We start from the raw sequence: 22,742 nt of genomic DNA on the forward strand, positions 1-22,742 counted from the left end.
TTCCTATTCTAAAAGAAAACTTGCATGTATTTTAAAATCTGCAGCTAATAATATTCTAGCCAAAAATTTTCTTGGTGTCGCCTCTACTTGCTTATATAAAGAAAGCGTACGTAAATGGTACGCCTCTGGATATTCTTTTTTCATCAAGGATCGTAAGCAATCCCCTGAATAATCTTCATCGAAAAACGTATATAAATCATACTCTTCATAAGGGTGTATGAGCTCTTCTAGTTTACTTGGACTAATGGTACCATTCGTGCAAAGAATTGGAACATCCTCTGCTAGTAGAGGTTGAATTTGCAATTTATCTTGTCTACCTTCAACAATAAGCACTTTATCCGACATGCTAATTCCTCCTTACAGTTTGATTCCGCGCTTAGCGGACAGTAAGAATCCTACTTAAGGGAAAAATGAAGCATAGGCAATGATTCTGAAAGCAAATGCCTGAATATACATAAAAACGCCAGCACAAAAGTGTGGCGCTTTAAGTAGTATAATTATTCTTCGATTAGTTTTGTGTATTGTTCAGCTGTAAGTAAGCCTTCAAATTGTGTAGAATCAGTTGGTTCTACAACAACCATCCATGCTTTTTCGTATGGAGATTCGTTAACGAATTCTGGGCTATCTTCTAAGTCTTCGTTGATTTCAACAACTTTACCTGAAATTGGTGCATATAATTCAGATACTGTTTTTACAGATTCAACACTACCGAATGGTTCATCAGCTTTGATTTCGTCGCCAACTTGTGGAAGTTCAACGAATACGATATCACCTAGTTCTGATTGTGCAAATTCTGTAATACCAATACGTACTTTACCATCTTCAGTTTTTACCCATTCATGTTCTTCTGTATAACGTAATTCTGCTGGTACGCTCATTATTAACCCTCCAAGTATGTATTTTTATACACCATAATTTTGACATATTCCTTATTCAAAAACAAGCAATTCTAAAATTATTTCCATGTATTTTCAAACTCTTTTTCATTAAAGCCAATTGTTATTTTTTGGTTGTCTGTGACAATTGGTCTTTTGATTAGCATGCCGTCTGAAGCGAGTAAAGCAATTTGTTCATCTTCGGACATTTCTTTAAGACGATCTTTTAGTTGAAGTTCACGATATTTCATCCCTGATGTGTTAAAGAATTTTTTTAGTGGTAGTCCGCTTAGTTCCCAGTATTTTCTTAATTCATCTTGTGTGGGTGTTTCTTCAACTATGTTGTGAGCGGAAAATTCGATGTTATTTTCTTTTAGCCAGGCTTGTGCTTTTTTACAAGTTGTACATTTTGGATATTGAATCATTTTGATCGTCATGTAAATACTCCTTTTAAAACGAATTTTGGTATCATTTTAATTGTATTGTGACTCTCATTTTGACGCAAGAAAACCGACCCAGAGATATAATGGCCGGTTTTGTTGGTTTATATACATGGTTTTAGAGTTATATTTTTGTTAAATGATTAGAAATTAATCTTCTTCCTACGCTTTGCTTTGTACACTGAAAATCTATTTTATTACTAATTATATTTAGGTTTGTAGTGTAGTCAGCTACGCTTTCCTGCGGGCGAGCGGTGAGTCTCCTCCTTCGTGCGGGGCCTCACCTGTCTCGCTTTTCCTAGCTAGGAGTCTTCGCTGACTACACTACAACTATTTTTGGAGTACTAATCTCCAACATAATTTCTAAAAAAAATCTAGAAATCTATAAATATCTTTAATACATTTTATGTGACTTCAATTAGCGTGCTAATCTCAATTTCCACAAATAATCACCTAAATACTGAAGTTCAACTTCTTTGCAATCAACATATACAATGATAAGAACTTTCCATATAGCAACAATATTTTTACATTTCTTCAAATGCAGCAAAAAGGTGAGCCCCCATCTTACTTCCGGGGCTCACTTTTAGTTTATACTGTATATTTTTCAGCAGCGATTAGTTTTACTGATGCTTGGCGTTTTTTGGTGATGAGATTGTTTGGTGTGTAGCGTGTTAGTTTGCGCAATGCTGATAGTAGCATGCGTGCTTCGTCACCATCTGCTGAAGCGATGATTGTTTCTTTTGCTTCTTTTTCAATTTCTTCAAATGCTTCTTGGGTGAAGATTTCTGTGTAAAGAATTTTTTGTGCTGCTTTTTCTTCTCCATCACGGTCAATTGCTTTTTCCGAACGCAAGACAGCTGATTCCATTGCGAATAGTTGGTTTGCGATATTCGCAATGTTTACTAGGATTTCTTGTTCTACTTCTAATTTTGGTCCAAAGCGTTGTACAGCTGTACCCGCTGCTAGTAATGCGATTTTCTTTGCCATTTTGACTAAATATTTTTCTTGTGCAAGTGCTTCATTGCCAATTTCCTCTGGGATCATGGAAAGTAATTCAGCTTGAAGGCTTTGTGCTTGTGCAAGGAGCGGCAATTCGCCTTTCATTGCTTTTTTCACAAAAGTACCTGGGACAATTAAACGATTGATTTCGTTTGTTCCTTCAAAAATTCGATTTATACGAGAATCGCGATAGATTCGTTCCACTTCGTATTCTTGCATAAAGCCATATCCGCCATGTAATTGTACGGCTTCATCTGCAATATAATCTAATGTTTCTGAACCAAATACTTTATTAATAGAACATTCGATTGCATATTCTGCAATAGATGCTGCGATTGCTTTACCGTCATTTTTTTCTTCATCGCGAAGATTACTCATACGATCTTCAAAGTAACCAACAGTACGATAGATTAATGACTCTGATGCGTAAAGTTTTGAAGCCATCGTTGCTAGTTTTTCTTTTGTCAGATTGAAAGATGAAATTGGTGTGCCAAATTGTTGGCGACCATTTGTGTACGAAATCGCTAATTCAAGTGCGCGTTTTGAAGCACCAAGTGTGCCAACGCCTAATTTATAGCGACCAATATTCAATATATTGAAGGCGATGACATGCCCGCGTCCCACTTCACCTAGTAAGTTTTCAACAGGTACTGCAACATCTTCTAAAATCAATGTGCGTGTTGAAGATGATTTAATCCCCATTTTCTTTTCTTCAGCACCCGTTGATACACCTGGAAAGGCACGTTCAACGATAAATGCTGAAAACTTATCGCCATCAATTTTGGCATAAACAACAAACACATCTGCAAAACCTGAGTTGGTAATCCATTGTTTTTCACCATTTAGAATATAGTGGGTACCTTCAGCATTTAGTTTTGCATGTGTTTTTGCACCTAAAGCATCAGAGCCTGAACCTGGTTCTGTTAACGCATATGCCGCAATTAGTTCACCGGAAGCTAATTTTGGTAGATATTTTTTCTTTTGATCTTCATTGCCGAATAGTACGATTGGCAGCGAGCCAATTCCTACGTGTGCGCCATGCGTAATCGAGAAGCCACCTGCTACAGACATTCTTTCAGCAATTAATGCTGAAGAAATTTTATCTAAACCTAGTCCTTCATATTCTTCTGGGACATCCGCTGCTAACAAACCTAGTTCGCCTGCTTTTTTCAATAATCGTACAGAGTGTTCAAATTCATGGTTTTCTAATTTATCAACTACTGGTAATACTTCGTTTTCTACATACTCTTCCGTTGTTTTGGCAATCATTTTTTGTTCATCTGTGAAATCCTCTGGTGTGAACACGCGTTGCGCTTGAATATCCTCCGTTAAAAAGCTACCACCCTTAATAAGATTCAATGTATTTTCTGCCATATTCATTCTCCCCTTTGTGTGAATAATTTATTGGAATTAAAGTAATTCAAATACGCCGGCTGCTCCCATTCCGCCACCAATACACATCGTGACAACCCCATACTTTTTACCTTGACGTTTTAATTCATGAATAAGCTTTAATGTTAAGATTGTTCCTGTAGCTCCAAGTGGATGCCCCAAAGCAATCGCACCACCATTAACATTGACTTTCTCTATGTCGATACCTAATTCGCGAACAACTTGAATGGATTGGGATGCAAAAGCTTCATTGATCTCCCATAAATCAATGTCTTCAATTGATAATCCAGCAATCTTTAATGCTTTCGGTACGGCTACAATTGGTCCAATCCCCATAATTTCTGGTGGTACTCCCCCTACTGCAAAGCCAAGAAATTTTGCCATTGGCTTTAAACCTTGTTTTTCAGCTTCCTCACGATCCATTACTAATACAGCACCTGCACCATCTGAGGTTTGTGATGAGTTTCCGGCTGTTACACTACCAGTGACTGAAAATGCTGGACGCAATTTTGCAAGTGTGTCCATAGATGTACCAATTCGAACCCCTTCGTCTACTGCAAAGGTAAATTTCTTTACTTGTGGTTTGTTGTTATCATCTACATAATGTTTTTCAACTTCAACCGGAACGATTTCATCAACAAATTTACCTTCTGCAATGGCCTTTGCGGCACGTTCATGTGATCTCACAGCAAAGGCATCTTGTTCTTCCCGACTTACTTCATATTTTTTGGCAACCTCTTCAGCTGTATGGCCCATGCTCATATAGTACTGAGGTGCTTCTTCTGCAAGTTTAGTATTTGGACGAAGCACATTTCCCACCATCGGCACCAAACTCATAGATTCGATACCGCCTGCAATGATTGCTGTAGAGTGGCCTAGCATTATTCGTTCTGCAGCATAAGCAATCGATTGCAAACCTGATGAACAAAATCGATTAATGGTATTAGCTGGTGTCGTATCTGGTAAACCAGCCAATGCACCAATATTCCGTGCAACATTCATACCCTGCTCTGCTTCTGGAATAGCACAACCTATTATTAAATCATCTATCGGACCAGTATATCCGGATCTCATTAACGTTTCTTTTACGACTAATGCACCCAAATCATCTGGTCTTACTGTTGCTAATGACCCTTTTTTTGCTTTTCCTATTGGTGTTCGTGCACCTGCTACAATTACGGCTTCACGCATATGATTTCCCCCTTTGACATTACATAACAATTAGTTACGTAATGGTTTTCCCTTCATAAGCATGTGTTGCATTCTTGCTTGAGACTTTGGATGACTAACCAGACTAATAAATGCTTCTCTTTCAAGATTTAATAGGTATTGTTCATCTACCAAAGTACCGTATGGAACCTTACCTCCTGCAATGACATAAGCCAATTTCTTGGCAATATATAAATCATGTTCACTTATAAAGCCCGATTGTAGAAGGCTTTGAGCCCCAAGCAATAATGTTGCATAACCTGGTTCCCCGACAACAGGTACTTTCTCACGTACAGGAGGAATATAACCTGCATCAGAAAGTGCTAAAACTGCTTGTTTTGCATCATATAGTTGGTGATCTGGATTTACACTCACGCCATCTGCAAAATCCAAGAAATTATTTTCTCTTGCTTCCTCACCAGAAGTCGAAACTTTTGCCATCGCAATAGACTCAAAGACTTTGTTTGCAACGGCTTGTAGATCAATTTCCACCCCTTTTGGTAGACCTTTTAAATGTTTTAAATAAAGTTCTTTGTTACCACCGCCGCCTGGTATCAATCCAACACCCGTCTCAACTAAGCCCATATAGGTTTCCATTGATGCTTGAATATGAGCAGATGGTAAGCAAACTTCCGCACCGCCTCCAAGCGTCATCGCAAATGGTGCTGTGACAATTGGTTTTCGAGAATACTTGATACGCAATGTAGCTTGTTGGAATGTATTAATGATATGCTCCAGTTCAAACAAATTATCATCTTGTGCTTCCATCAGAATCATGGCTAGATTGGCACCAACTGAGAAGTTTTTGCCTTGGTTTCCTATTACCATCCCCTTGTAATCAGAAGAGTTTAGTAAATCTAAACCATGGTTTAAGATTTGCATAATATCCAAACCTAGAGCATTGGATTTTGAATGGAATTCCAATAATAATACTTGATCCCCAAAGTCTATTAAACTAGCACCAGCATTACTTTTGAGTGTGCCATGCTTTTTCTTATACCGTTTTAAATCGATAGCTTTTTCATTGAATGGAACAGCTGTATAGTTCTCTCCATCAAAATAAGCTAAATCTCCATCGATTTCAGAATAGAAAGTAGTGAAGCCTTTTTCTAATAGCGTTGTGACAAAGGATGGAATTTCCAATCCTTCATCTTGCATTTTTTCTACTGATTCTTTGACGCCAATGGCATCCCAAATTTCAAATGGCCCTTGTGCCCATCCGAATCCCCATTTCATCGCTTGATCAATCGCTACAATATTGTCTGCAATCTCGCCAACTAATTTTGCTGAGTATAAAAGAGTTGGTGCGAAAATCCCCCACAATAGTTCACCCGTACGGTCTTTTGCATATGTGAGTGTTTTCACTTTAGCTGCTAATCCTTTTTGCTGTTTTGCCAATTCGATTGAAGGTGTGCTTAATTTCTTTACTGCTTCGTATTCTAGGGTATCTAAATTCAATTCCAGTATTTCTTTTCCTTTTTTCAAGAAGAAGCCTTGGCCTGATTTTGCCCCAAGCCAGTTGTTTTCAACCATCTTTTGCAAATAAGCCGGTACCTCAAATACTTTTTGCTCTTCTCCAGTTGTATGGTCATAGACGTTTTTCGCTACATGGACAAATGTATCTAGCCCTACTACATCAAGAGTTCGAAGTGTTGCAGATTTTGGACGGCCGATTAATGGACCCGTTACAGAATCCACCTCACCAACTGAATAGCCTTTTTCTTTCATCACTTGTAATGTAATAAGCAATCCGTATGTACCGATACGGTTTCCGATAAAGTTCGGTGTATCCTTTGCAAGTACAACCCCTTTACCTAAACGGTTTTCTCCGAACTTATGCATGAACTCAACCACTTCAGGCAATGTCCCTTGTGCCGGAATCACTTCTAGCAATTTCAAATAGCGAGGTGGATTAAAGAAATGCGTTCCTAAGAAATGTTTTTTAAAGTCTTCTGAACGTCCCGAAGTCATCATATTAATACTTATACCTGAAGTATTTGAGCTGACGATTGAACCTTGCTTACGAACAGAATCCACTTTTTCAAATAAGTTTTGTTTAATGTCTAGCCTTTCAGTTACGACTTCGATAATCCAATCAACATCTGATAATTTGTTTAAATCATCTTCTAAATTACCAACCGTTATTAAATTTAAGCTTTTTTTCGTTGTTAATGGAGCAGGTTTTTGTTTCAAAAGTTTTTGCAATGCACTAGCTGCAAAGCGATTTCTCACACTTGAATCCTCTAGTGTCAGTCCTTTTGCTTCCTCTTCTTTTGAAAGCTCTTTTGGAACGATATCTAATAATAATGTCGGAATTCCGATATTCGCTAAATGTGCTGCAATGCCTGAACCCATCACCCCTGATCCAAGTACGGCTGCTTTTTGTATATGATAAGTCATGAGCAAATCCTCCCCCTTTATTTTGAATGAATGCTCATTCATTTTATTGGTAAAAAAAATAAAACTTGCTTATCTGGAATTTATTTTAGCTTATTCTATGAATTTCCGCAATGAAAAAACCCTATTTTTTATAATAAAATGTAGCAATTTACTATTTTAAGAGGAGTATTTGCTGGATTGAGCAAATCAGTATAACTTTTAAAACACTTTACTAGCATAAAGGCCCATTAACCGTGTAGACTTAAGCAATAGGAGGGATATATAATGCAACCAATTTTATCTGAAGAACAATTTAACGAAATTATTTCATCATCACAACCGGTGATCGTCAAATTTTTTGCTGGATGGTGCCCTGACTGTTCACGTATGAACATGTTCATCGACCCAATCATCGAAGAATACAACCAATACACTTGGTATGAAATCAACCGCGATGATTTTCCAGAGCTATCTGACAAATATCAAGTAATGGGCATTCCAAGTCTGTTAATCTTCAAAGATGGAGAAAAACTTGCTCACTTACACAGTGCAAATGCGAAATCTCCACAAGATGTAACTGATTTCTTAAATGCTCAAATTGCTTAATAATCAATCACTAAAGGCTTACTTTTACAGTAGGCCTTTTTTATTTTGAGAAGGTATACTAATTGTTGTAATGATAAAAATTTGGAACAAATGGAGGCTGCTATGCGAATACAATTACCGGTTGAAGGACAATCACAATATGCACCATCGATTGATAACAAATTTCAAAGCTCAGCTTGCGGTCCAACAACTGCATATGTATTGCTCAACTATCTACAACCAGATCAACAAAAAAGCATCAATCAGCTCTACAAATCGCTTGGATGCACAAGAATCGGTCTATTTTCGCATCGCATGATTCGCAATTTGAAAAAAATTCTTGGTCCGTCTTTCGATGTTCGCAATTGTAGTCTAAATGATGCTCTAAAAGAAATTGAGGCTGGGCGCCCTGTTGCGATGAAATTTGATCGATACTTCTCCCATCATTTTTTCTTTAAAGGAGATTTTAACTATCATTGGGTACCACTCATTGGCTTTGAAAAAACAGAAGATGATATTCTTCTAATCATTCATGATAATGGAGCCAGAAATCGTAATAGCAAGATTTGCGAAGTTTCGTATCAAAAAAACCGAAAAATACTTAGCTTTATTAAGATTGCGCCGATTCCATTACATCAATGAACGCGCATGGCGAGAAATCAGCGAATAACCCTCCATTGTTAATTGTTCGAGCTTTGCTTGATCCCAAATCGGAAGTTCACAATCATTAATCGTTGCGTCAATTGGTACATTTGTCTTGATTCTAGCTAATTCTAGTGATAGCTTTAGCATTTCTTCATTTTCTTGAATTTTTGTCCGTTGTGCTGGTTTTAACTCATCAATGGAAGCTAGCACTCCGCCAACAGAACCATATGTTTGGATTAACTTTAAGGCAGTTTTCGGTCCAATACCTTTGACTCCTGGATATCCATCGCTTGTATCGCCCATAAATGCTTTGACATCTGCAAATAGTGGTGGTTCGATTGAATATTCTTCTTTAAAACGTTCTTCGTTATAAATGTTGTATTCAGTATAGCCTTTTTTCGTTAAGGCAATCGTTGTAGAAGGATTCAATAATTGAAGTAAATCTTTATCCCCACTGATAACCGTGATTCTTGCTTCATCTTTCCATTTATCAATAATGGAACCGATTGTATCATCTGCTTCCATACCCACTGTTCCGAAGTTTTTCCAACCAATCATTTCTGATACATCTTTCGCCATATCAAATTGCGGTTTTAACTCATCTGGTGGTGCTGGTCGATTTGCTTTATATCCATCGAACAGGTCATTGCGAAATGTATGAACACCCATATCCCAACAAACTGCAATATGTGTAGGACGCATGATTGATTGTGCACTCAATACATGTCTCGCAAAACCTTGTACGCCATTTGTTGGTGTACCATCCGATTTTCTGAAAAATTGATGCATGGGCGCTGTTGCAAAATAAGAACGGAAAAGAAGCGCCATTCCATCAACTAGTAATATGTGAGGTTGATTTTCCAAAATAAAACTCTCCATTCGTAAACTATTAATAGTCTAAGTAAATAGTATACCAAAAAATAGTTTACGAAGAAGGTACCAACTACTATTTAAGATGAGGTAATTTTTGAGAGTTATAAAAAGACCAACCTCTCCTAAGAAGGAGGGGCTTAACACTTTTTACTTGATGGACATAAATAATCTGCCAATCGTTCGATATCCTGGCTATATACACGATCCCTTTTTATACTAGGTACTACGTTTCGAACATCTTGCCATTTACCACTCAGTTTAGGCGACATATACTCAACGCCTCGATATTCCACCGCATGTGCTGCGCAAATGGCTTCAATTGCTAAAACCTTTCGGCAATTCTTGATGATTTGGTAAGCATGTCTAGCACCTATTGTCCCCATACTAACATGGTCTTCTTGATTTGCAGAAGATGGAATCGAGTCAACAGAAGCAGGATGTGCCAGTGTTTTATTTTCCGAAACAAGACTAGCTGCAGCATATTGCAAAATCATTGCTCCTGATTGTAATCCAGGTTGTGGGCTTAAGAATGGTGGTAGGCCATCGTTCAATTGTGGATTGACCAAACGTTCAATTCTTCTTTCAGAAACGCTTGCTAATTCTGCCACACCTATTTTCAAGAAATCCACCGCAAAGGCAATCGGCTGTCCGTGAAAATTCCCACCAGAAATAACTGTCTCACCATCTTCTAAAATCAGTGGATTATCTGTAGCAGCATTCATCTCAATTTCTAACTTTTCTTTGACATAATTTAGCACTTGCCAACTAGCCCCATGAATTTGCGGTATACACCGTATAGAGTAGGCATCTTGTACCCGAAGCTCGCCTTGTTCAGATGTTAGTTCACTGTCTTTTAACCACTCTTGCATTCTTTTCGCTACTTCCACTTGCTCTTGATAACCACGAGCTTCGTGAATGGCAGGATGAAAAACATCCTTTATGCCGCGTAATGCTTCAATGGTCATTGCTGCAATCCATTCACTATCGCATGCCAGTTTTTCTGCTTCTATATAGGCAACAATTGCTTGAGCAGTCATTGCTTGTGTCCCATTGATCAGCGCCAATCCTTCTTTTGCTTCTAGTTCAATCGGTTGCAATTGATGTTCTCGCCAAATTTCCATTGATGCTGATTGTTTGCCATCTTGCCAAACAAAGCCTTCACCTACAAGTACCAGTGCTAAATGTGAAAGGGGTGCAAGATCTCCAGAAGCTCCAAGCGATCCTTGTTGTGGAATAATAGGATGTATACGATGGTTAATCATATAAGCTAAGCGTTCTAGGACTTCTAAACGAATTCCTGAAAGTCCCTTCAACAGTGCATTTAATCGCAATACTAGCATGGCTCTAGAAACGATTTCACTAAATGGTTCACCCACTCCACAAGCATGTGATCTTATTAAATGCAGTTGTAATAATCTCGTATCTGATTCATCGATTTTCACATCACTAAATTTGCCAAAGCCTGTATTAATGCCATAAACCGTCTTCTTACTTTTTACAATTTGCATCACAGCATTTCTGCTTTTTTCAACAGCCAAACGTGCTGATGGCGCAATTTCAACTTGTTGATTCTCATATAAGATAGCTTTCATATTTTGAATTGTTAATTGGTTGCCATTTAATTGAATCATGTGTTGGACTCCTTTCCGTATTTTTTTGAATGTCTTTTTGAAATTGTTAAACATTATTTACCCGTTTTTTGTCTAAAATAAGCTTGCTACTTGATTTATAATCATGCCAATACTTTTAGTTTTCCACATTACACAGTACAATATCCGTTTGTTTTTGAACTAATTTTTCTACTTAAAAGGGTTAAGTCATTTTTTCTTTTCCCCCATCGGTATCTTTAGATTTTTTTCTTCCGCAATTTTTTCTGCTAGTTCATATCCTGCATCTACATGGCGGACAATGCCCATTCCTGGATCTGTTGTTAATACACGTTCGATTCTTTCACCTGCTTCTTTTGTGCCATCTGCTACAATTACCATGCCTGCATGTAGCGAATACCCCATACCGACGCCACCGCCATGATGAATAGAAACCCATGTTGCGCCACCCACTGCATTGATCATGGCGTTTAGTATTGGCCAATCTGCTACAACGTCTGAGCCATCTATCATCGCTTCCGTCTCACGATTTGGGGAAGCAACAGATCCTGAGTCGAGATGATCACGGCCAATGACAATTGGTGCGGATAGCTCTCCCGAAGCAACCAAATCATTAATGATTTTGCCAAATTTCGCTCGCTCTCCAAATCCTAGCCAGCAAATGCGTGAAGGTAACCCTTGAAATGCAATCTTCTCACGTGCCAACCGAATCCAATTGCATAGATGTTCATTCTCTTTAAATTCACGTAAAAGAACCTCATCTAATTTATAAATATCTTCTGGATTACCAGAAAGCGCTACAAAGCGGAATGGCCCTTTCCCTTCGCAAAATTGGGGACGGATATAAGCAGGGACAAATCCCGGAAAATCAAAAGCTCTTTTAAACCCTTCATCCGATGCTACTTGCCGAATATTATTCCCATAATCAAATGTAATCGCACCTAAATCCATCATATTCACCATTGCTTCTACATGCGTTTTCATCGAAGCTTTGGATTTTGAAGTATATTCATCTGGATTTTCTTTTCGCAATTTACTAGCTTCCTCCACCTTGTATCCAACTGGGATATATCCATTTAGGGGATCATGTGCAGAGGTTTGATCCGTTAAGATATCTGGATTAAATCCTCTTTTAATCATGTTTGGCAATATTTCAGCTGCATTCCCAAGTAAACCTATCGAAAGTGCTTTTCCCTCTGCTTGTGCTTGTTTTGCTGTTTGAATGGCTTCATCGAGTGTATAAATTTTAGTATCCAAATATCTCGTTTCAATTCTGCGATCGATACGTGTTTCATCCACTTCAATGGCAATACAAACACCACCATTCATCGTCACGGCAAGTGGTTGTGCACCACCCATCCCTCCTAATCCTGCTGTGACGGTAATTGTATTTTGCAATGTCCCATTAAAATGTTGTTTGGCAAGCTCCGCAAATGTTTCATAAGTTCCTTGGACAATCCCTTGGGAACCAATATAGATCCAACTTCCCGCTGTCATTTGTCCATACATCATTAATCCTTTTTGATCAAGCTCATGGAACGTTTCCCAGTTTGCATAAGCAGGGACAATATTGGAATTTGCGATTAATACTCTTGGAGCATTTTCATGTGATTTAAAAATGGCTACAGGTTTTCCGGATTGGACAAGTAAAGTTTCGTCATTTTCTAATTCTTTTAATGATTTTACGATTGCATCAAAAGCGTCCCAGTTACGAGCTGCTTTTCCAATTCCACCATATACAACAAGCTCGTCTGGATGTTCTGCCACTTCTTTATCTAAATTATTCATCAGCATACGCAGTGCTGCTTCTTGAAGCCAGCCCTTTGTGTGAAGCTTGTTACCACGATAACGAATCACCTTTTGATCTGCTTTTCCCACTCTTAGACCCCCTTTAACCTAATTGCCTTTGTACTAACTATTTCTATGCGAACTACCGTATTGTTTGAACAAAAGGGGGAAATTTATAGTAGATTAGTAGATTATTCATTTAGCAAATTAGAGTAGTGACGACTCTCTTTTTGAAGGGTGTTATGACTTAAATTGTCATCAGCAGGGATACTGCTCTATTTCATAGATTTAAATAAAAAAAAACCGATTACCCTAAACGAGAGTAATCGGTTAAAAAATTTGTTAATCATTATTGATATTCAATTGTAATTTCTAACGCTAATTCTACATTTCCTTGTATCGCTTTGCTGATCATACAAGTTTTTTCTGCTTTTTCAGCGAGTCGTACGATTTGGCGTTCCTGTTTTTCTGAATAGTCATGCGGGATGACAATTTTAGGTTTGTGGGTAATTTTTACGTATGTGAATACACCTTTTGTTACATCAACGAGTCCTTCTGAAACCATGGACAATTCGACTGGTTCAAGGTTTGTTCGTTCAAGCATTGCCGCAAGTGTAATAATGTAGCATGTTGCAGCTGCTCCTAGTAGCATTTCATCTGGATTTGTCCCAACATCTGGTCCATCCATTTCTTTTGGTATGGATACTTTTGTATGAAGTTTTTCTGCTGCTATTTCTCCAACAGAATTGCGACCACCAGGCCATGAAGCTGTTAATGTGAAAGTATGTTCAGCCATATTAACTCCCCTTTACTAATTTGAAAATGCAAAGTACTTTTCAGTATTTGGATCAAATGCAAAACGTTCAATTTTTGTGTTCTTCCTCAATGCAATAATATAAACCTCTTTGCCAGAATAATCGACGATTGTTTGACCGAATACACGATCTTTTACCACTTTTCCGCCTTCTGTTCGCTCTATAATTTGTGTGGCATCGTCTACATTAAATGTAGGGACATGGCTTTTGTAAACAAATGGAGCAATGATTAATAGAGCATACGCAACTGAGATTAAGGCATACTTTTTACGAAAATTGCTGTTTTCTACCAATAAAAAATAACTTATAAAGAAGAAAGCATTCCCTACTACGACATATGTAATCATATTGTCCAATCCATTTACAAACAAATAATCTCTACCTATAAAATAAAAGCAAAGGATTTCAATTACTGAAACGACCAAAATCCCTTGCAATAATCGTTTCCTTTTCGTCAATCTTATTCACCTCATCGTGATTCATAATCAGTACAATCTATCCAAAATAGATATTCTACCACTTTTCAATTTTCAATGTATATAACAAATTATGCCATAATTTTATATGAAAATGTAAAGAGCCTTTGGTTTTTCACATAAAAGACGGATTGTTAGAGAGTAATGTTCCCACAGATTAAGTGATCTCTCACTTTGTACTGTATATTAATTGTGATTACTCACATACTATTTGTAAAACTAGTATTGGAGTGACATGGGTGTCTAATGCAAAAACTCCTTTAAAATTCCATTTGTTCTTATTATTAATCGTTACGCTTGTATTAATCTGGTCACTAATCAAACCATTGAGTTATAGTAGTTGGGCAGCTGAATCCGTCCCTATTTTAATTGGATTAATTATTTTGATTGCAACCTATCGTAAGTTTACATTCACTACCCTTTCTTATACAATCATGGCTATATTAGCTATTTTGGAATTTATAGGCGGTCATTATACTTTTGAAAAAGTCCCTTTGTTTAATTGGATTAAAGAACATTCCGATTTAAAACGAAATGATTATGATCGGTTCGGACATTTTATGAAAGGCCTATTTGCCATTGTTTTCCGAGAAATATTAATTCGTAAAGTCCACCTATCCAAAGGTGCTTGGTTAGCTACCATTAGTATTAGTATTTTATTTTCGATTGCTGCATTGTACGAAATTATTGAAATGCTTTTCTATAAAATTGCGAAAGGAACTGCAATCGCGAAAGGCTTTTTAGGTGAGCAGGGAGATAAATTTGATTCGCAGTGGGATATGACAAGTGCTTTAATAGGGGCAATCCTTGCTATACTTTTCTTTTCAAAATGGCATAATAAATTATTGGAAAGAATACACAAAAGTTAGGAATCAAAACAAAAGGGATTCGATTTATAATCAATCGATCCCTTTTGTTTTACTTTTATTTATGGTTTTAATATAACCTTAATACAGTCATCTTCGTGATCATTGAATAATTGATAGGCTTCATGAGCTTTTTCTAATGGAATTTTATGTGTGATAATTTCAGTTGGATCGAATTCTCCTGCCACAATTTTATCAAATAACATGGGCATCATATGAATGACTGGTGCTTGCCCCATTCTCAGACTAATATTTCGTTCAAATAGGTGTCCTAGAGGGAACTGATTATATTTTGCCCCATAAACACCTGTCATTTGAATTGTACCGAATTTTCGTACAGCATCCATCGCAATTTTAATTGGACTGATGGTACCACCTTGCAATTTTAGTTTTTGTCCAACCGCTTCGGCAGCTGATTTTTTACCATCCATTCCTACGCAGTCTATGACAATATCGGCGCCGCCATTTGTAAAGTCATGTAAATAAAAACCTGTTTCATCGTGAAAATCAAAATTAATAACTTCTACTTTATTCATTTTCTTCGCCTGATTTAATCTGTATTCTACATTGTCAACTGCAATCACTCGCTTTGCACCCTTCATCCAAGCGAACTTTTGGGTCATTAAACCAACAGGTCCACAACCCAGAACGATGACAGTATCCCCTTTTTTTACACCAGCATTTTCAACACTCCAATAAGCGGTTGGGAGAACGTCAGATAAAAATAATAATGACTCATCTTCTAGCTCACATGATTCAGGAATCACGAATGGCATAAAGTTACCGTATGGAACATGTAAATATTCTGCTTGCCCTCCTGGATAATCGCCATAACGTTCGGTAAAGCCAAAATATGCTCCTGCATCCAATTCTTTATTATTATTTGAATTATCACATTGACTTTCTAAATCGTGTGTACAATAATAGCATTCGCCACAGGATACATTAAATGGCAAAATCACACGATCGCCCTTTTTCACTTTGGTAACCTCAGGACCTACTTCTTCCACAATCCCCATTGGTTCATGCCCAATCACAGTATCTTTTGTTGTGGGCATCGAACCTTGATAAATGTGTAAATCTGATCCACAAATAGCCGTTGAGGTGATTCGAACAATGATGTCATCCTTCTTTTTTAACGTCGGATCATCCACTTCTTTTACCTGCATATCTTTTATGCCTTGATACGTAACAGCTTTCAATTCATCATCTCCTATAGAAGTTATTAGTTCTTCTATAACCATTTTGTATACAGGATGAAACCTAATTGATGTTTTTATTAAAAATTAGGTAACAAAAAATAGAGATTCTGAACAATCTTGCTTGTTCAAAATCCCTATCTACTTTCATCCGTAATTAATTTTCTTGGATTAATTGTTCAACTTTTTCTATTACTTCTTCTACTGAATTACCTAAACTAATAGCGAGCTCTTTGTACAAGATAGGCAAAACTTGATTTAGAATTTGATGTTCTCCACTAGGTAATTTTTTGTCTTGATTAATATAACTTTATAGCTGCATTATGGTAAGAATAACAAGCATTGATAACATATTGAAGAATGTAATAAAACTTATAACGACACCAAGAACAAAGAGTGGGTATTTAAATGCTTTTAGATATACAATTATTTCTTCTTTAAATAGATAAGAAAATCTAAACAAAAATTTTAAAGGATTACCCCCGAAAAATCCCCTTTTAACACTTCTTTTTCATTCTGATTTGTACAGATAAAAGATGCCAAAATAGCTGTTCTATTATTAGTTTCTTGCCATTCATATTTTTCAATTTTCACTTCACAAATAATCGTATCGCCTGTAAACACTGGTCTTAAAAACTCAAAATTCATTGTTCGAGCCAGCACGTTTGCATCTCCACCTACTTTTGTTGGTAAAGTTGCCGTTAATAACCCTTGGATTACCAGTCTTCCCTGTTCGTCTGGGGTGGTATGATGAATCCCTTCATCACCTGAAATCTCTGTAAATAATTCAACATCCCTTAATGTAAAAGTGCGTTCAAACGTTATGATATCTCCCACTTTTAATGACATATAATTCTCCCCCTGAAAGTTTTAATTGACGATTAAAATATCTAATATTCGCTTTTATTTCAAGTTCTATAGTCAAATCAATAATTCCTTTAAAGGATTTTTTAACAAAAATGTATTTTATTATATTCCAACGTACCTGCAACAAGAATAGCTATAGCCACTTAGGCAATTTAAAAAGCAAGGCTCGATTAGCCCTGCTTGTTATTCAAAAATTATTTTTTTACTATCACTCTTACACACATTGAGTAATCACCATCATTACAAAATTTTGACGAGTTTTGTAATTTCACCGTTCTGTTCAACTCTATACTTAAAAATTTCAGTTGCAAACGTATTCTGCAAGATGTGCTGTTGTAGTTCTAAAGCTAACTCAACTTCGTGAAGTAACTGACCCTCATATGGTTTGATTCTTGTTTTACTTGGTGGTGGTAGAGGGAGGGTTGGTGAAGTGATTGAGTTATATTGTGTTGCCAAAATTTTACCTGTATGATCTGCTAAGACACTTATTTTCATGATTACCTCCTAATCGTAGAAAAAGTGAACTTTGAAAGAAACTGATATCGAATTATTATTTTGAATGCTGTAATCATACTCACATGGGCTAGTTAGATTACCGATTGATTTAAACTGCACTCCAACAGTGGACGGCGTCAATGAGATGTTTGGAGTAGTTGGGATTCCAGCAACTACCATGGGGCCATAATAATCTCCACCTGCATCGAAATCATCATTATTGAAAACTGTTCCGAGAGCAACTGCTGTACCCGGGGCAACAGTAAATACATCCTGACCATATGATATCGTCATTGATATCCTCCTCCAATATTATTTATTGTAAAATTCTCTAATGGATAGAGTTGTTTAAATCCTGCATAGCTTTTAGTTTCACTTCCGATGCTAATCTAATTGAATTTTCAAAGGAGCGTCTACCAGTATTGAATGAAAATAGTATGTTACTATACGAGTTCTTTATACATGTAGATGCAAATCAATAAAATTTCTATTTTGCTGAGGTTATTAATGAAATTGTTTAACTCTTTTCGCCAAGGGTATATTAAATTTATATCTATTTTAATCATACATAAAAGGAGGATTAACTAGATGATTAGCGCTATATTAATTGTCCTGATGCAATTAGTAATCGTTCCCCTCACTACATTACGTACGACATTTATGGTGAAAGGGTACAAAATCATTTCAGCTATTATTGCTGCTATGGAATCGTTAATTTATGTTGTAGCACTCGGAATGATTTTCGCTGACCTTTCGAACATTTGGAATATGTTTGCTTACGCCATCGGTTATGCTGGAGGAGTCTATTTAGGCTGTACTTTAGAAAATAAATTAGCTGTCGGATACCGAGCGTTTAACGTCAATCTATTAGAACGCGACAATGATTTAATCCAAAAATTAAGAAATGAAGGTTTTGGGGTAACTATCTTTGAAGCGGAAGGATTGAATGGAAACAAACGAACTCGACTTGAAATAATATCAAAACGTTCTAGAGAAAATGAATTGATGGCCTTTTTACAACGAGAAGCACCAAAAGCTTTTGTCGTGGCCTTTGAACCTACTAGCTTTAAAGGTGGTTATTTGATTCGAGGAATGAAAAAAGCACATGCAAAAAAAATGGAAGCAAAATCATAAAGAGCAATTAATTATATAGAAAAACCTGGACATGGTGATGCAATGTCCAGGTTTTTTTCTTACTAGAACTTAATTTAATTCAAAATCTTCAGTCTTATCATTCCAGTCAATTTTCAATGAAATTTTTGTATGCTTATTAATAGATTCATTACTTACTGTACCAGTGTCTTTATATAAAACAGATTTATTTGTAGGTAAACCATCTGGTCTTGTTTCAAAACGATTTACTTCGATTTGGCCATATTGAAAGTTGTAATGAATTTGATGTACATCTTTTAGATCATCTAAATCACCTTTATACTCAATACTCAAAGTGTAGTTTGTATTATTTGAGTCTTTCGAAATTTTATCCACTATTACGGCTCTCCAATTTTTAGACTCTCCAGAATAAGTCACTCCCTTACCATTTGGCTCATTATTTGAACATCCCGCTAAAATAATCATTATTAGTGCAAATACCATGGACATTTTTTTCATAAGCTTGCCCCCTTATTTAAATCCCCACCCTTAATTTTATTAATCATCTTTTAAAATAATAGCATTTTTAATCGGAAAATTATTTTTTCGTATCTCGAATTTTTTAGATTTGAATAATGAAGTTGATTAGATTGAGGAAAAATTTTTTTGCAACATGTCCCTCTTTGTCCCCTTTCTCACTATTTAATTATAAAAAGAGTAGAAAGCAGGGAGAGCATGGCACGTTTTGAATATTTAGCACCTTATGTTACGTTTGCATCTGTCCAAGAAATGGACGAGCAAGTGGCGTCTCATATTCGAAAACATATTTATGATTTGACTTCATCGGATCAGGCGATTTTATATAAAATGTCTTCCCATGCACTCGATTATCCCGGTGCATGTCATTTGAAAGCTCAAACAATTGCAAAAGATCTAGAGATTTCTGTTCGAACCGTTTTTCGAAGTCTTAAACATTTGGAAGAACTAAAAATCATTAAACGAATCCATACGAAAAAAATGAATGGCATCAAAGGTGCAAACATTTTTTCTATTTTACCTTATAATGACACATTGAGCGTGTCACATCAGAAAAAAGCTGAAACACCTTGTGAGAGTAAGGAAGAACTCACACAAACAGAAGAGGAACCATCTTTTTCTTTTAATCCTAAACATCATTATGTAAAACATACGTATCCGATTCTAAATTCAACACTAAGAAATAGAATATACCACCATTTATCATCAACTACTGGAAATACATCAGAAACCAAAAGATTCCTGGATGTAATTCAAAAGCAAATATATCCGTTACTTGAATGGGATGTATGGAAATCTCGCAAAAAGCAATTAGAAGATATCAGTTTTATTACTTTTAAAGAAGTCATCCAAAAAGCGAAGAGACAGTTCATTCGAAATCCATTTGGTTATCTGTGTGATCGGTTAAAGAGAAAATTAGATTCGTTTATGATGGAAATGATTGAGGAGTATGCAGAAGAAGCTAGGAATAGTGGGATATGTGACTTTTTGAACCTATAAGTATGAAAAAGGCACCTCCTTTACTGATACGTCATTGTATCAGGAGGTGCTGATGATTGGGCAATACGCTCAACTCTGGAACTATACTTCCGCTAAATCAACTTTAAATTCTGTTCCCCACGCGCTTAAGCTATACCAAATACGTGGTTTTAATGGTAAAGACTCATGCCATGGACGAGGTTCGAAAATACCCAATTCTTTGATATATACATCCATATCGATATATAACTCGATGACATTTCCATCCGGATCATGGTGATATGTTGCGATATTATGACCAGCAGTGTGTCTTGATGGTCCCCATAGAACTGGATAATTATGAATACGTAAGGTGTCTGAACTTGCATATTGATGACTAGCATCTTTCAATTGGAATGCAATATGATGGATTTTCGTTTCATTGGAAGCAACAATGTTAATCACATGGTGGTCATTGTTACAAGTTAGGAAATAACAAAAATTTTCATCAATCTTATCGGTAAATTCAAAGCCCAACACATCTTGATAAAACTCGGCAGTTGTTACATGATTTTTTGCATAGAACGCAATGTGTCCTAATTTGAGTGGTTGAATGCCTTGATTTCCAAAACCTACATCTGTGTAATCCATTTTATTGAAGATTTCTACAGTATTCCCTGCCGGATCCTTCACTTCTATAAGCTCTTCAATCCCAGGTTTTTCATTAATATACTTTTTACTTTCAATGTTTAGTTGAGAAAGCTCTTCTTGAACCTCTGCAATACTTAAACTACCATCTAATTGATACCCATAACTTCTAATATAGTTCGAATTACTAGGAGTGATGACAATATTATGGTGATCAAGACCATTTGTTAAATAATAGATACCATCCTCAGTATCCGTTACTTTATATCCCATGACATTTGTATAATACTCGACCATTTTCTGAACCTCTGTTGTACAAAAATCTGCATAAGCTAAACGAAAAGCTTTTATTTTCCCCATCACTATTACCTCCGATAATTAATTAATTTTATTTAGAGATTTTTTAGTAATATATTGATTCAATTGCTCATGAAGCTCGTTTATTAAAATTTTTGCATCGTCAACATTGCTACAAGCACCAAATGTATAAAAGTCTGGCCGTACAATTACTGTAGTCACTCCTCTTAATTCGAAATATTCAGCGTATTTAGAGTGCACATCACCAATTGTTTGTTGGTTTACTTCTTTATTAGATATATTTAAGATTCGTGCCTCAATTAAATTTAAAAAGTCTAATTGTTCCTCATTTAGATGATCATGTAGATCTTCTTTTGTTAGGATGAACCATCCATGTCCTACTACATCGTCGAAAAATCCTTGCTTTCCGTTGTATTCAATTTCTGCTTGCAAGGACAATTCACCCACTAGTTTAGAAAACTCGTTTTTAGATAAAATCCCGTTTTCGAGAATTGGAAACGCTGGAAATGCTGGTACATTCCCTGTTAAAAATGCTTCATCTCGTTTTTTGGCTTTTTCTACGTCTGTTTCACAAATCATTTTCCCCAAGTATAATGCTGCATTTACAATTTGCTCATTATGAGGAGATCTTTCAGCTGTATAGGTTTCTAATATTGAATCATCATATACACCTTTCAACAGCAAATCTAACTTCCAGCTTAAGTTCATGGCATCCCTTAGACCAGAACATAGGCCCTGCCCCATAAATGGTGGTGTTAGATGTGCAGAATCCCCCGCAATGAGTAGATTGTCTTTTCTCCAATTATCTTTCCAAAGTGCTTTAAACGTATAAACAGCGTGACGTTCTAATACGGCATTTTGAGGTGTAATATTCCATTTCTCTAAAAGCTTCCATGCAACATCACTTTGATTCATTTGCTCTTTTGTTTCTCCCGGCAATAACATAAACTCCCAGCGTCTTCTGCCTGTCCCTCCAGAAACCACTGTTGTTGGGCGCTCTGGATTACAAATTTGAACATTCATCGGGGTTATTTTCCATTCTTCATTCGGTATGATGTCAATTACAAGCCAATCCGCTTCAAAATCTAAGCTCGTTTCAGTCGTGTCCAAATATTTTGCCACAAAACTATTTGCACCATCACAGCCAATTAAGTATTTACTTTCAATATCGAAAGCGCTTCCATTTTCGGTTATTTTTAATAAATGATTATCAAACTCTTTAATTGTTAAGAATGCTTTATCGTCTTCTACTTTCACAGATATTGCTTCGTATCCTAGATTCAATTCAATGTTCGGGGTACTTTTACATGCCTGATCTAGAACGTCCTCTAGTTCAGGTTGATTGAAAAACATATCGCCAGGCCAACCGCTAATTCCATCTTGCGTCCAATCGATGGATAACAAAATTTCACGTTTGGCATTTTGCCATTCATAAGAATCGGGTACAGTTTGCGATATTCTACGAACTTCTTCAAAAGGAACGACAGATTGTAAGATTCGTGTTATTTCATGATCATAGTGGACCGCTCTTGGAAGCTTATAGCCTTCAGTAAATCTTTCAATGATTCCAACTTTCCAACCTTTTTTACCAAGCAAAGCCGCTAATAGTTTTGCAACGGGGCCGTAGCCCACGATTGCAACATCATACACTTTTTTCATTCCACAACACACTCCTTA

General features: G+C 36.5%; 23 protein-coding genes. 5 read left to right on the forward strand and 18 right to left on the reverse strand.

The features are described 5' to 3' along the window. Positions 1-3: 3 nt before the first annotated feature. From ACWV26_RS15500 to ACWV26_RS15525, 6 genes are all read right to left on the reverse strand, one after another. The gene (locus ACWV26_RS15500) at positions 4-345 is read right to left on the reverse strand and encodes a hypothetical protein (RefSeq protein ID WP_455895607.1); all 342 of its coding nucleotides are present in this window, start codon (positions 343-345) and stop codon (positions 4-6) included. 152 nt (positions 346-497) lie between these two features. Then, positions 498-878, reverse strand: a complete 381-nt coding sequence (gcvH, locus tag ACWV26_RS15505; RefSeq protein ID WP_455895608.1) for a glycine cleavage system protein GcvH — start codon at positions 876-878, stop codon at positions 498-500. Between the two features lie 77 nt (positions 879-955). After that, complete coding sequence (locus tag ACWV26_RS15510; protein ID WP_455895609.1) at positions 956-1,312, reverse strand: arsenate reductase family protein; 357 nt, start codon at positions 1,310-1,312, stop codon at positions 956-958. Between the two features lie 594 nt (positions 1,313-1,906). After that, entirely contained in the window at positions 1,907-3,691 is a 1,785-nt protein-coding gene (locus ACWV26_RS15515; RefSeq protein ID WP_455895610.1) for an acyl-CoA dehydrogenase family protein, read from the reverse strand. A gap of 36 nt (positions 3,692-3,727) precedes the next feature. Further along, the gene (locus ACWV26_RS15520; RefSeq protein ID WP_455895611.1) at positions 3,728-4,900 is read right to left on the reverse strand and encodes an acetyl-CoA C-acetyltransferase; all 1,173 of its coding nucleotides are present in this window, start codon (positions 4,898-4,900) and stop codon (positions 3,728-3,730) included. A gap of 30 nt (positions 4,901-4,930) precedes the next feature. Then, positions 4,931-7,318 carry a 3-hydroxyacyl-CoA dehydrogenase NAD-binding domain-containing protein gene (locus tag ACWV26_RS15525; RefSeq protein WP_455895612.1) on the reverse strand — a complete coding sequence of 796 codons (2,388 nt, stop codon included), beginning with the start codon at positions 7,316-7,318 and terminating at the stop codon, positions 4,931-4,933. Between the two features lie 264 nt (positions 7,319-7,582). Here ACWV26_RS15525 and ACWV26_RS15530 point away from each other — a divergent pair, with 264 nt between their 5' ends. Further along, a complete protein-coding gene (locus tag ACWV26_RS15530) occupies positions 7,583-7,903 on the forward strand; it encodes a thioredoxin family protein (RefSeq protein ID WP_455895613.1) in 321 nt (106 codons plus the stop codon). Between the two features lie 102 nt (positions 7,904-8,005). Beyond that, positions 8,006-8,524, forward strand: a complete 519-nt coding sequence (locus ACWV26_RS15535; protein WP_455895614.1) for a C39 family peptidase — start codon at positions 8,006-8,008, stop codon at positions 8,522-8,524. Here ACWV26_RS15535 and ACWV26_RS15540 read toward each other — a convergent pair. From ACWV26_RS15540 to ACWV26_RS15560, 5 genes are all read right to left on the reverse strand, one after another. Then, positions 8,513-9,406 (reverse strand): 5'-3' exonuclease, encoded by an 894-nt coding sequence (locus tag ACWV26_RS15540; protein ID WP_455895615.1) that lies wholly within the window; start codon positions 9,404-9,406, stop codon positions 8,513-8,515. The two genes, ACWV26_RS15535 and ACWV26_RS15540, sit on opposite strands and share 12 nt — an antisense overlap. Before the next feature lie 131 nt (positions 9,407-9,537). Further along, positions 9,538-11,031 carry a histidine ammonia-lyase gene (gene hutH / locus ACWV26_RS15545; protein WP_455895616.1) on the reverse strand — a complete coding sequence of 498 codons (1,494 nt, stop codon included), beginning with the start codon at positions 11,029-11,031 and terminating at the stop codon, positions 9,538-9,540. 186 nt (positions 11,032-11,217) lie between these two features. Next, on the reverse strand, positions 11,218-12,885 hold the full coding sequence (gene hutU / locus ACWV26_RS15550) for a urocanate hydratase (RefSeq protein WP_455895617.1): 1,668 nt from the start codon (positions 12,883-12,885) through the stop codon (positions 11,218-11,220). 259 nt (positions 12,886-13,144) lie between these two features. Further along, a complete protein-coding gene (locus ACWV26_RS15555) occupies positions 13,145-13,591 on the reverse strand; it encodes an OsmC family protein (RefSeq protein WP_455895618.1) in 447 nt (148 codons plus the stop codon). A gap of 15 nt (positions 13,592-13,606) precedes the next feature. Next, a complete protein-coding gene (locus tag ACWV26_RS15560) occupies positions 13,607-14,068 on the reverse strand; it encodes a hypothetical protein (protein ID WP_455895619.1) in 462 nt (153 codons plus the stop codon). Between the two features lie 257 nt (positions 14,069-14,325). Here ACWV26_RS15560 and ACWV26_RS15565 point away from each other — a divergent pair, with 257 nt between their 5' ends. Continuing rightward, positions 14,326-14,955, forward strand: coding sequence for a DUF2238 domain-containing protein (locus tag ACWV26_RS15565; protein ID WP_455895620.1), 630 nt, complete (start codon positions 14,326-14,328; stop codon positions 14,953-14,955). Between the two features lie 59 nt (positions 14,956-15,014). On the opposite strand, the gene ACWV26_RS15570 is transcribed toward ACWV26_RS15565, so the two are convergent. The 4 genes from ACWV26_RS15570 to ACWV26_RS15585 form a co-directional block, all read right to left on the reverse strand. After that, positions 15,015-16,154, reverse strand: coding sequence for a zinc-dependent alcohol dehydrogenase (locus ACWV26_RS15570; protein WP_455895621.1), 1,140 nt, complete (start codon positions 16,152-16,154; stop codon positions 15,015-15,017). A 465-nt stretch (positions 16,155-16,619) separates the two neighbouring features. Beyond that, positions 16,620-17,000, reverse strand: coding sequence for an FAS1-like dehydratase domain-containing protein (locus tag ACWV26_RS15575; RefSeq protein ID WP_455895622.1), 381 nt, complete (start codon positions 16,998-17,000; stop codon positions 16,620-16,622). Positions 17,001-17,258: 258 nt separating this feature from the next. Further along, positions 17,259-17,513: a hypothetical protein gene (locus ACWV26_RS15580; RefSeq protein WP_455895623.1), complete on the reverse strand. Its 255-nt coding sequence runs from the start codon at positions 17,511-17,513 to the stop codon at positions 17,259-17,261. A 9-nt stretch (positions 17,514-17,522) separates the two neighbouring features. Beyond that, positions 17,523-17,807, reverse strand: coding sequence for a hypothetical protein (locus ACWV26_RS15585; RefSeq protein ID WP_455895624.1), 285 nt, complete (start codon positions 17,805-17,807; stop codon positions 17,523-17,525). Between the two features lie 294 nt (positions 17,808-18,101). On the opposite strand from ACWV26_RS15585, the gene ACWV26_RS15590 reads away from it, so the two are divergent. After that, positions 18,102-18,647 carry a DUF2179 domain-containing protein gene (locus ACWV26_RS15590; protein WP_455895625.1) on the forward strand — a complete coding sequence of 182 codons (546 nt, stop codon included), beginning with the start codon at positions 18,102-18,104 and terminating at the stop codon, positions 18,645-18,647. A gap of 69 nt (positions 18,648-18,716) precedes the next feature. Here ACWV26_RS15590 and ACWV26_RS15595 read toward each other — a convergent pair whose 3' ends face one another. After that, entirely contained in the window at positions 18,717-19,124 is a 408-nt protein-coding gene (locus ACWV26_RS15595; RefSeq protein WP_455895626.1) for a hypothetical protein, read from the reverse strand. Between the two features lie 216 nt (positions 19,125-19,340). Between ACWV26_RS15595 and ACWV26_RS15600 the strand changes: the two genes are divergently transcribed. Continuing rightward, complete coding sequence (locus ACWV26_RS15600) at positions 19,341-20,141, forward strand: helix-turn-helix domain-containing protein (protein ID WP_455895627.1); 801 nt, start codon at positions 19,341-19,343, stop codon at positions 20,139-20,141. Positions 20,142-20,222: 81 nt separating this feature from the next. Here the strand turns inward: ACWV26_RS15600 and ACWV26_RS15605 are convergent, their stop codons facing one another. Both ACWV26_RS15605 and mhpA read right to left on the reverse strand, forming a co-directional pair. After that, positions 20,223-21,107 carry a VOC family protein gene (locus ACWV26_RS15605; RefSeq protein ID WP_455895628.1) on the reverse strand — a complete coding sequence of 295 codons (885 nt, stop codon included), beginning with the start codon at positions 21,105-21,107 and terminating at the stop codon, positions 20,223-20,225. 18 nt (positions 21,108-21,125) lie between these two features. Beyond that, a complete protein-coding gene (gene mhpA, locus ACWV26_RS15610) occupies positions 21,126-22,724 on the reverse strand; it encodes a bifunctional 3-(3-hydroxy-phenyl)propionate/3-hydroxycinnamic acid hydroxylase MhpA (RefSeq protein WP_455895629.1) in 1,599 nt (532 codons plus the stop codon). Positions 22,725-22,742: the final 18 nt, after the last annotated feature.

This window comes from Rummeliibacillus sp. JY-2-4R, from assembly GCF_053847205.1.

Coding starts and splice junctions, on each gene's coding strand:
- ACWV26_RS15500 (WP_455895607.1), bottom strand. CDS start 345: ATGTCGGATAAAGTGCTTATTGTTGAAGGTAGACAAGATAAATTGCAA.
- gcvH (WP_455895608.1), bottom strand. CDS start 878: ATGAGCGTACCAGCAGAATTACGTTATACAGAAGAACATGAATGGGTA.
- ACWV26_RS15510 (WP_455895609.1), bottom strand. CDS start 1,312: ATGACGATCAAAATGATTCAATATCCAAAATGTACAACTTGTAAAAAA.
- ACWV26_RS15515 (WP_455895610.1), bottom strand. CDS start 3,691: ATGGCAGAAAATACATTGAATCTTATTAAGGGTGGTAGCTTTTTAACG.
- ACWV26_RS15520 (WP_455895611.1), bottom strand. CDS start 4,900: ATGCGTGAAGCCGTAATTGTAGCAGGTGCACGAACACCAATAGGAAAA.
- ACWV26_RS15525 (WP_455895612.1), bottom strand. CDS start 7,318: ATGACTTATCATATACAAAAAGCAGCCGTACTTGGATCAGGGGTGATG.
- ACWV26_RS15530 (WP_455895613.1), top strand. CDS start 7,583: ATGCAACCAATTTTATCTGAAGAACAATTTAACGAAATTATTTCATCA.
- ACWV26_RS15535 (WP_455895614.1), top strand. CDS start 8,006: ATGCGAATACAATTACCGGTTGAAGGACAATCACAATATGCACCATCG.
- ACWV26_RS15540 (WP_455895615.1), bottom strand. CDS start 9,406: ATGGAGAGTTTTATTTTGGAAAATCAACCTCACATATTACTAGTTGAT.
- hutH (WP_455895616.1), bottom strand. CDS start 11,031: ATGATTCAATTAAATGGCAACCAATTAACAATTCAAAATATGAAAGCT.
- ACWV26_RS15555 (WP_455895618.1), bottom strand. CDS start 13,591: ATGGCTGAACATACTTTCACATTAACAGCTTCATGGCCTGGTGGTCGC.
- ACWV26_RS15575 (WP_455895622.1), bottom strand. CDS start 17,000: ATGTCATTAAAAGTGGGAGATATCATAACGTTTGAACGCACTTTTACA.
- ACWV26_RS15580 (WP_455895623.1), bottom strand. CDS start 17,513: ATGAAAATAAGTGTCTTAGCAGATCATACAGGTAAAATTTTGGCAACA.
- ACWV26_RS15585 (WP_455895624.1), bottom strand. CDS start 17,807: ATGACGATATCATATGGTCAGGATGTATTTACTGTTGCCCCGGGTACA.
- ACWV26_RS15590 (WP_455895625.1), top strand. CDS start 18,102: ATGATTAGCGCTATATTAATTGTCCTGATGCAATTAGTAATCGTTCCC.
- ACWV26_RS15595 (WP_455895626.1), bottom strand. CDS start 19,124: ATGAAAAAAATGTCCATGGTATTTGCACTAATAATGATTATTTTAGCG.
- ACWV26_RS15600 (WP_455895627.1), top strand. CDS start 19,341: ATGGCACGTTTTGAATATTTAGCACCTTATGTTACGTTTGCATCTGTC.
- ACWV26_RS15605 (WP_455895628.1), bottom strand. CDS start 21,107: ATGGGGAAAATAAAAGCTTTTCGTTTAGCTTATGCAGATTTTTGTACA.
- mhpA (WP_455895629.1), bottom strand. CDS start 22,724: ATGAAAAAAGTGTATGATGTTGCAATCGTGGGCTACGGCCCCGTTGCA.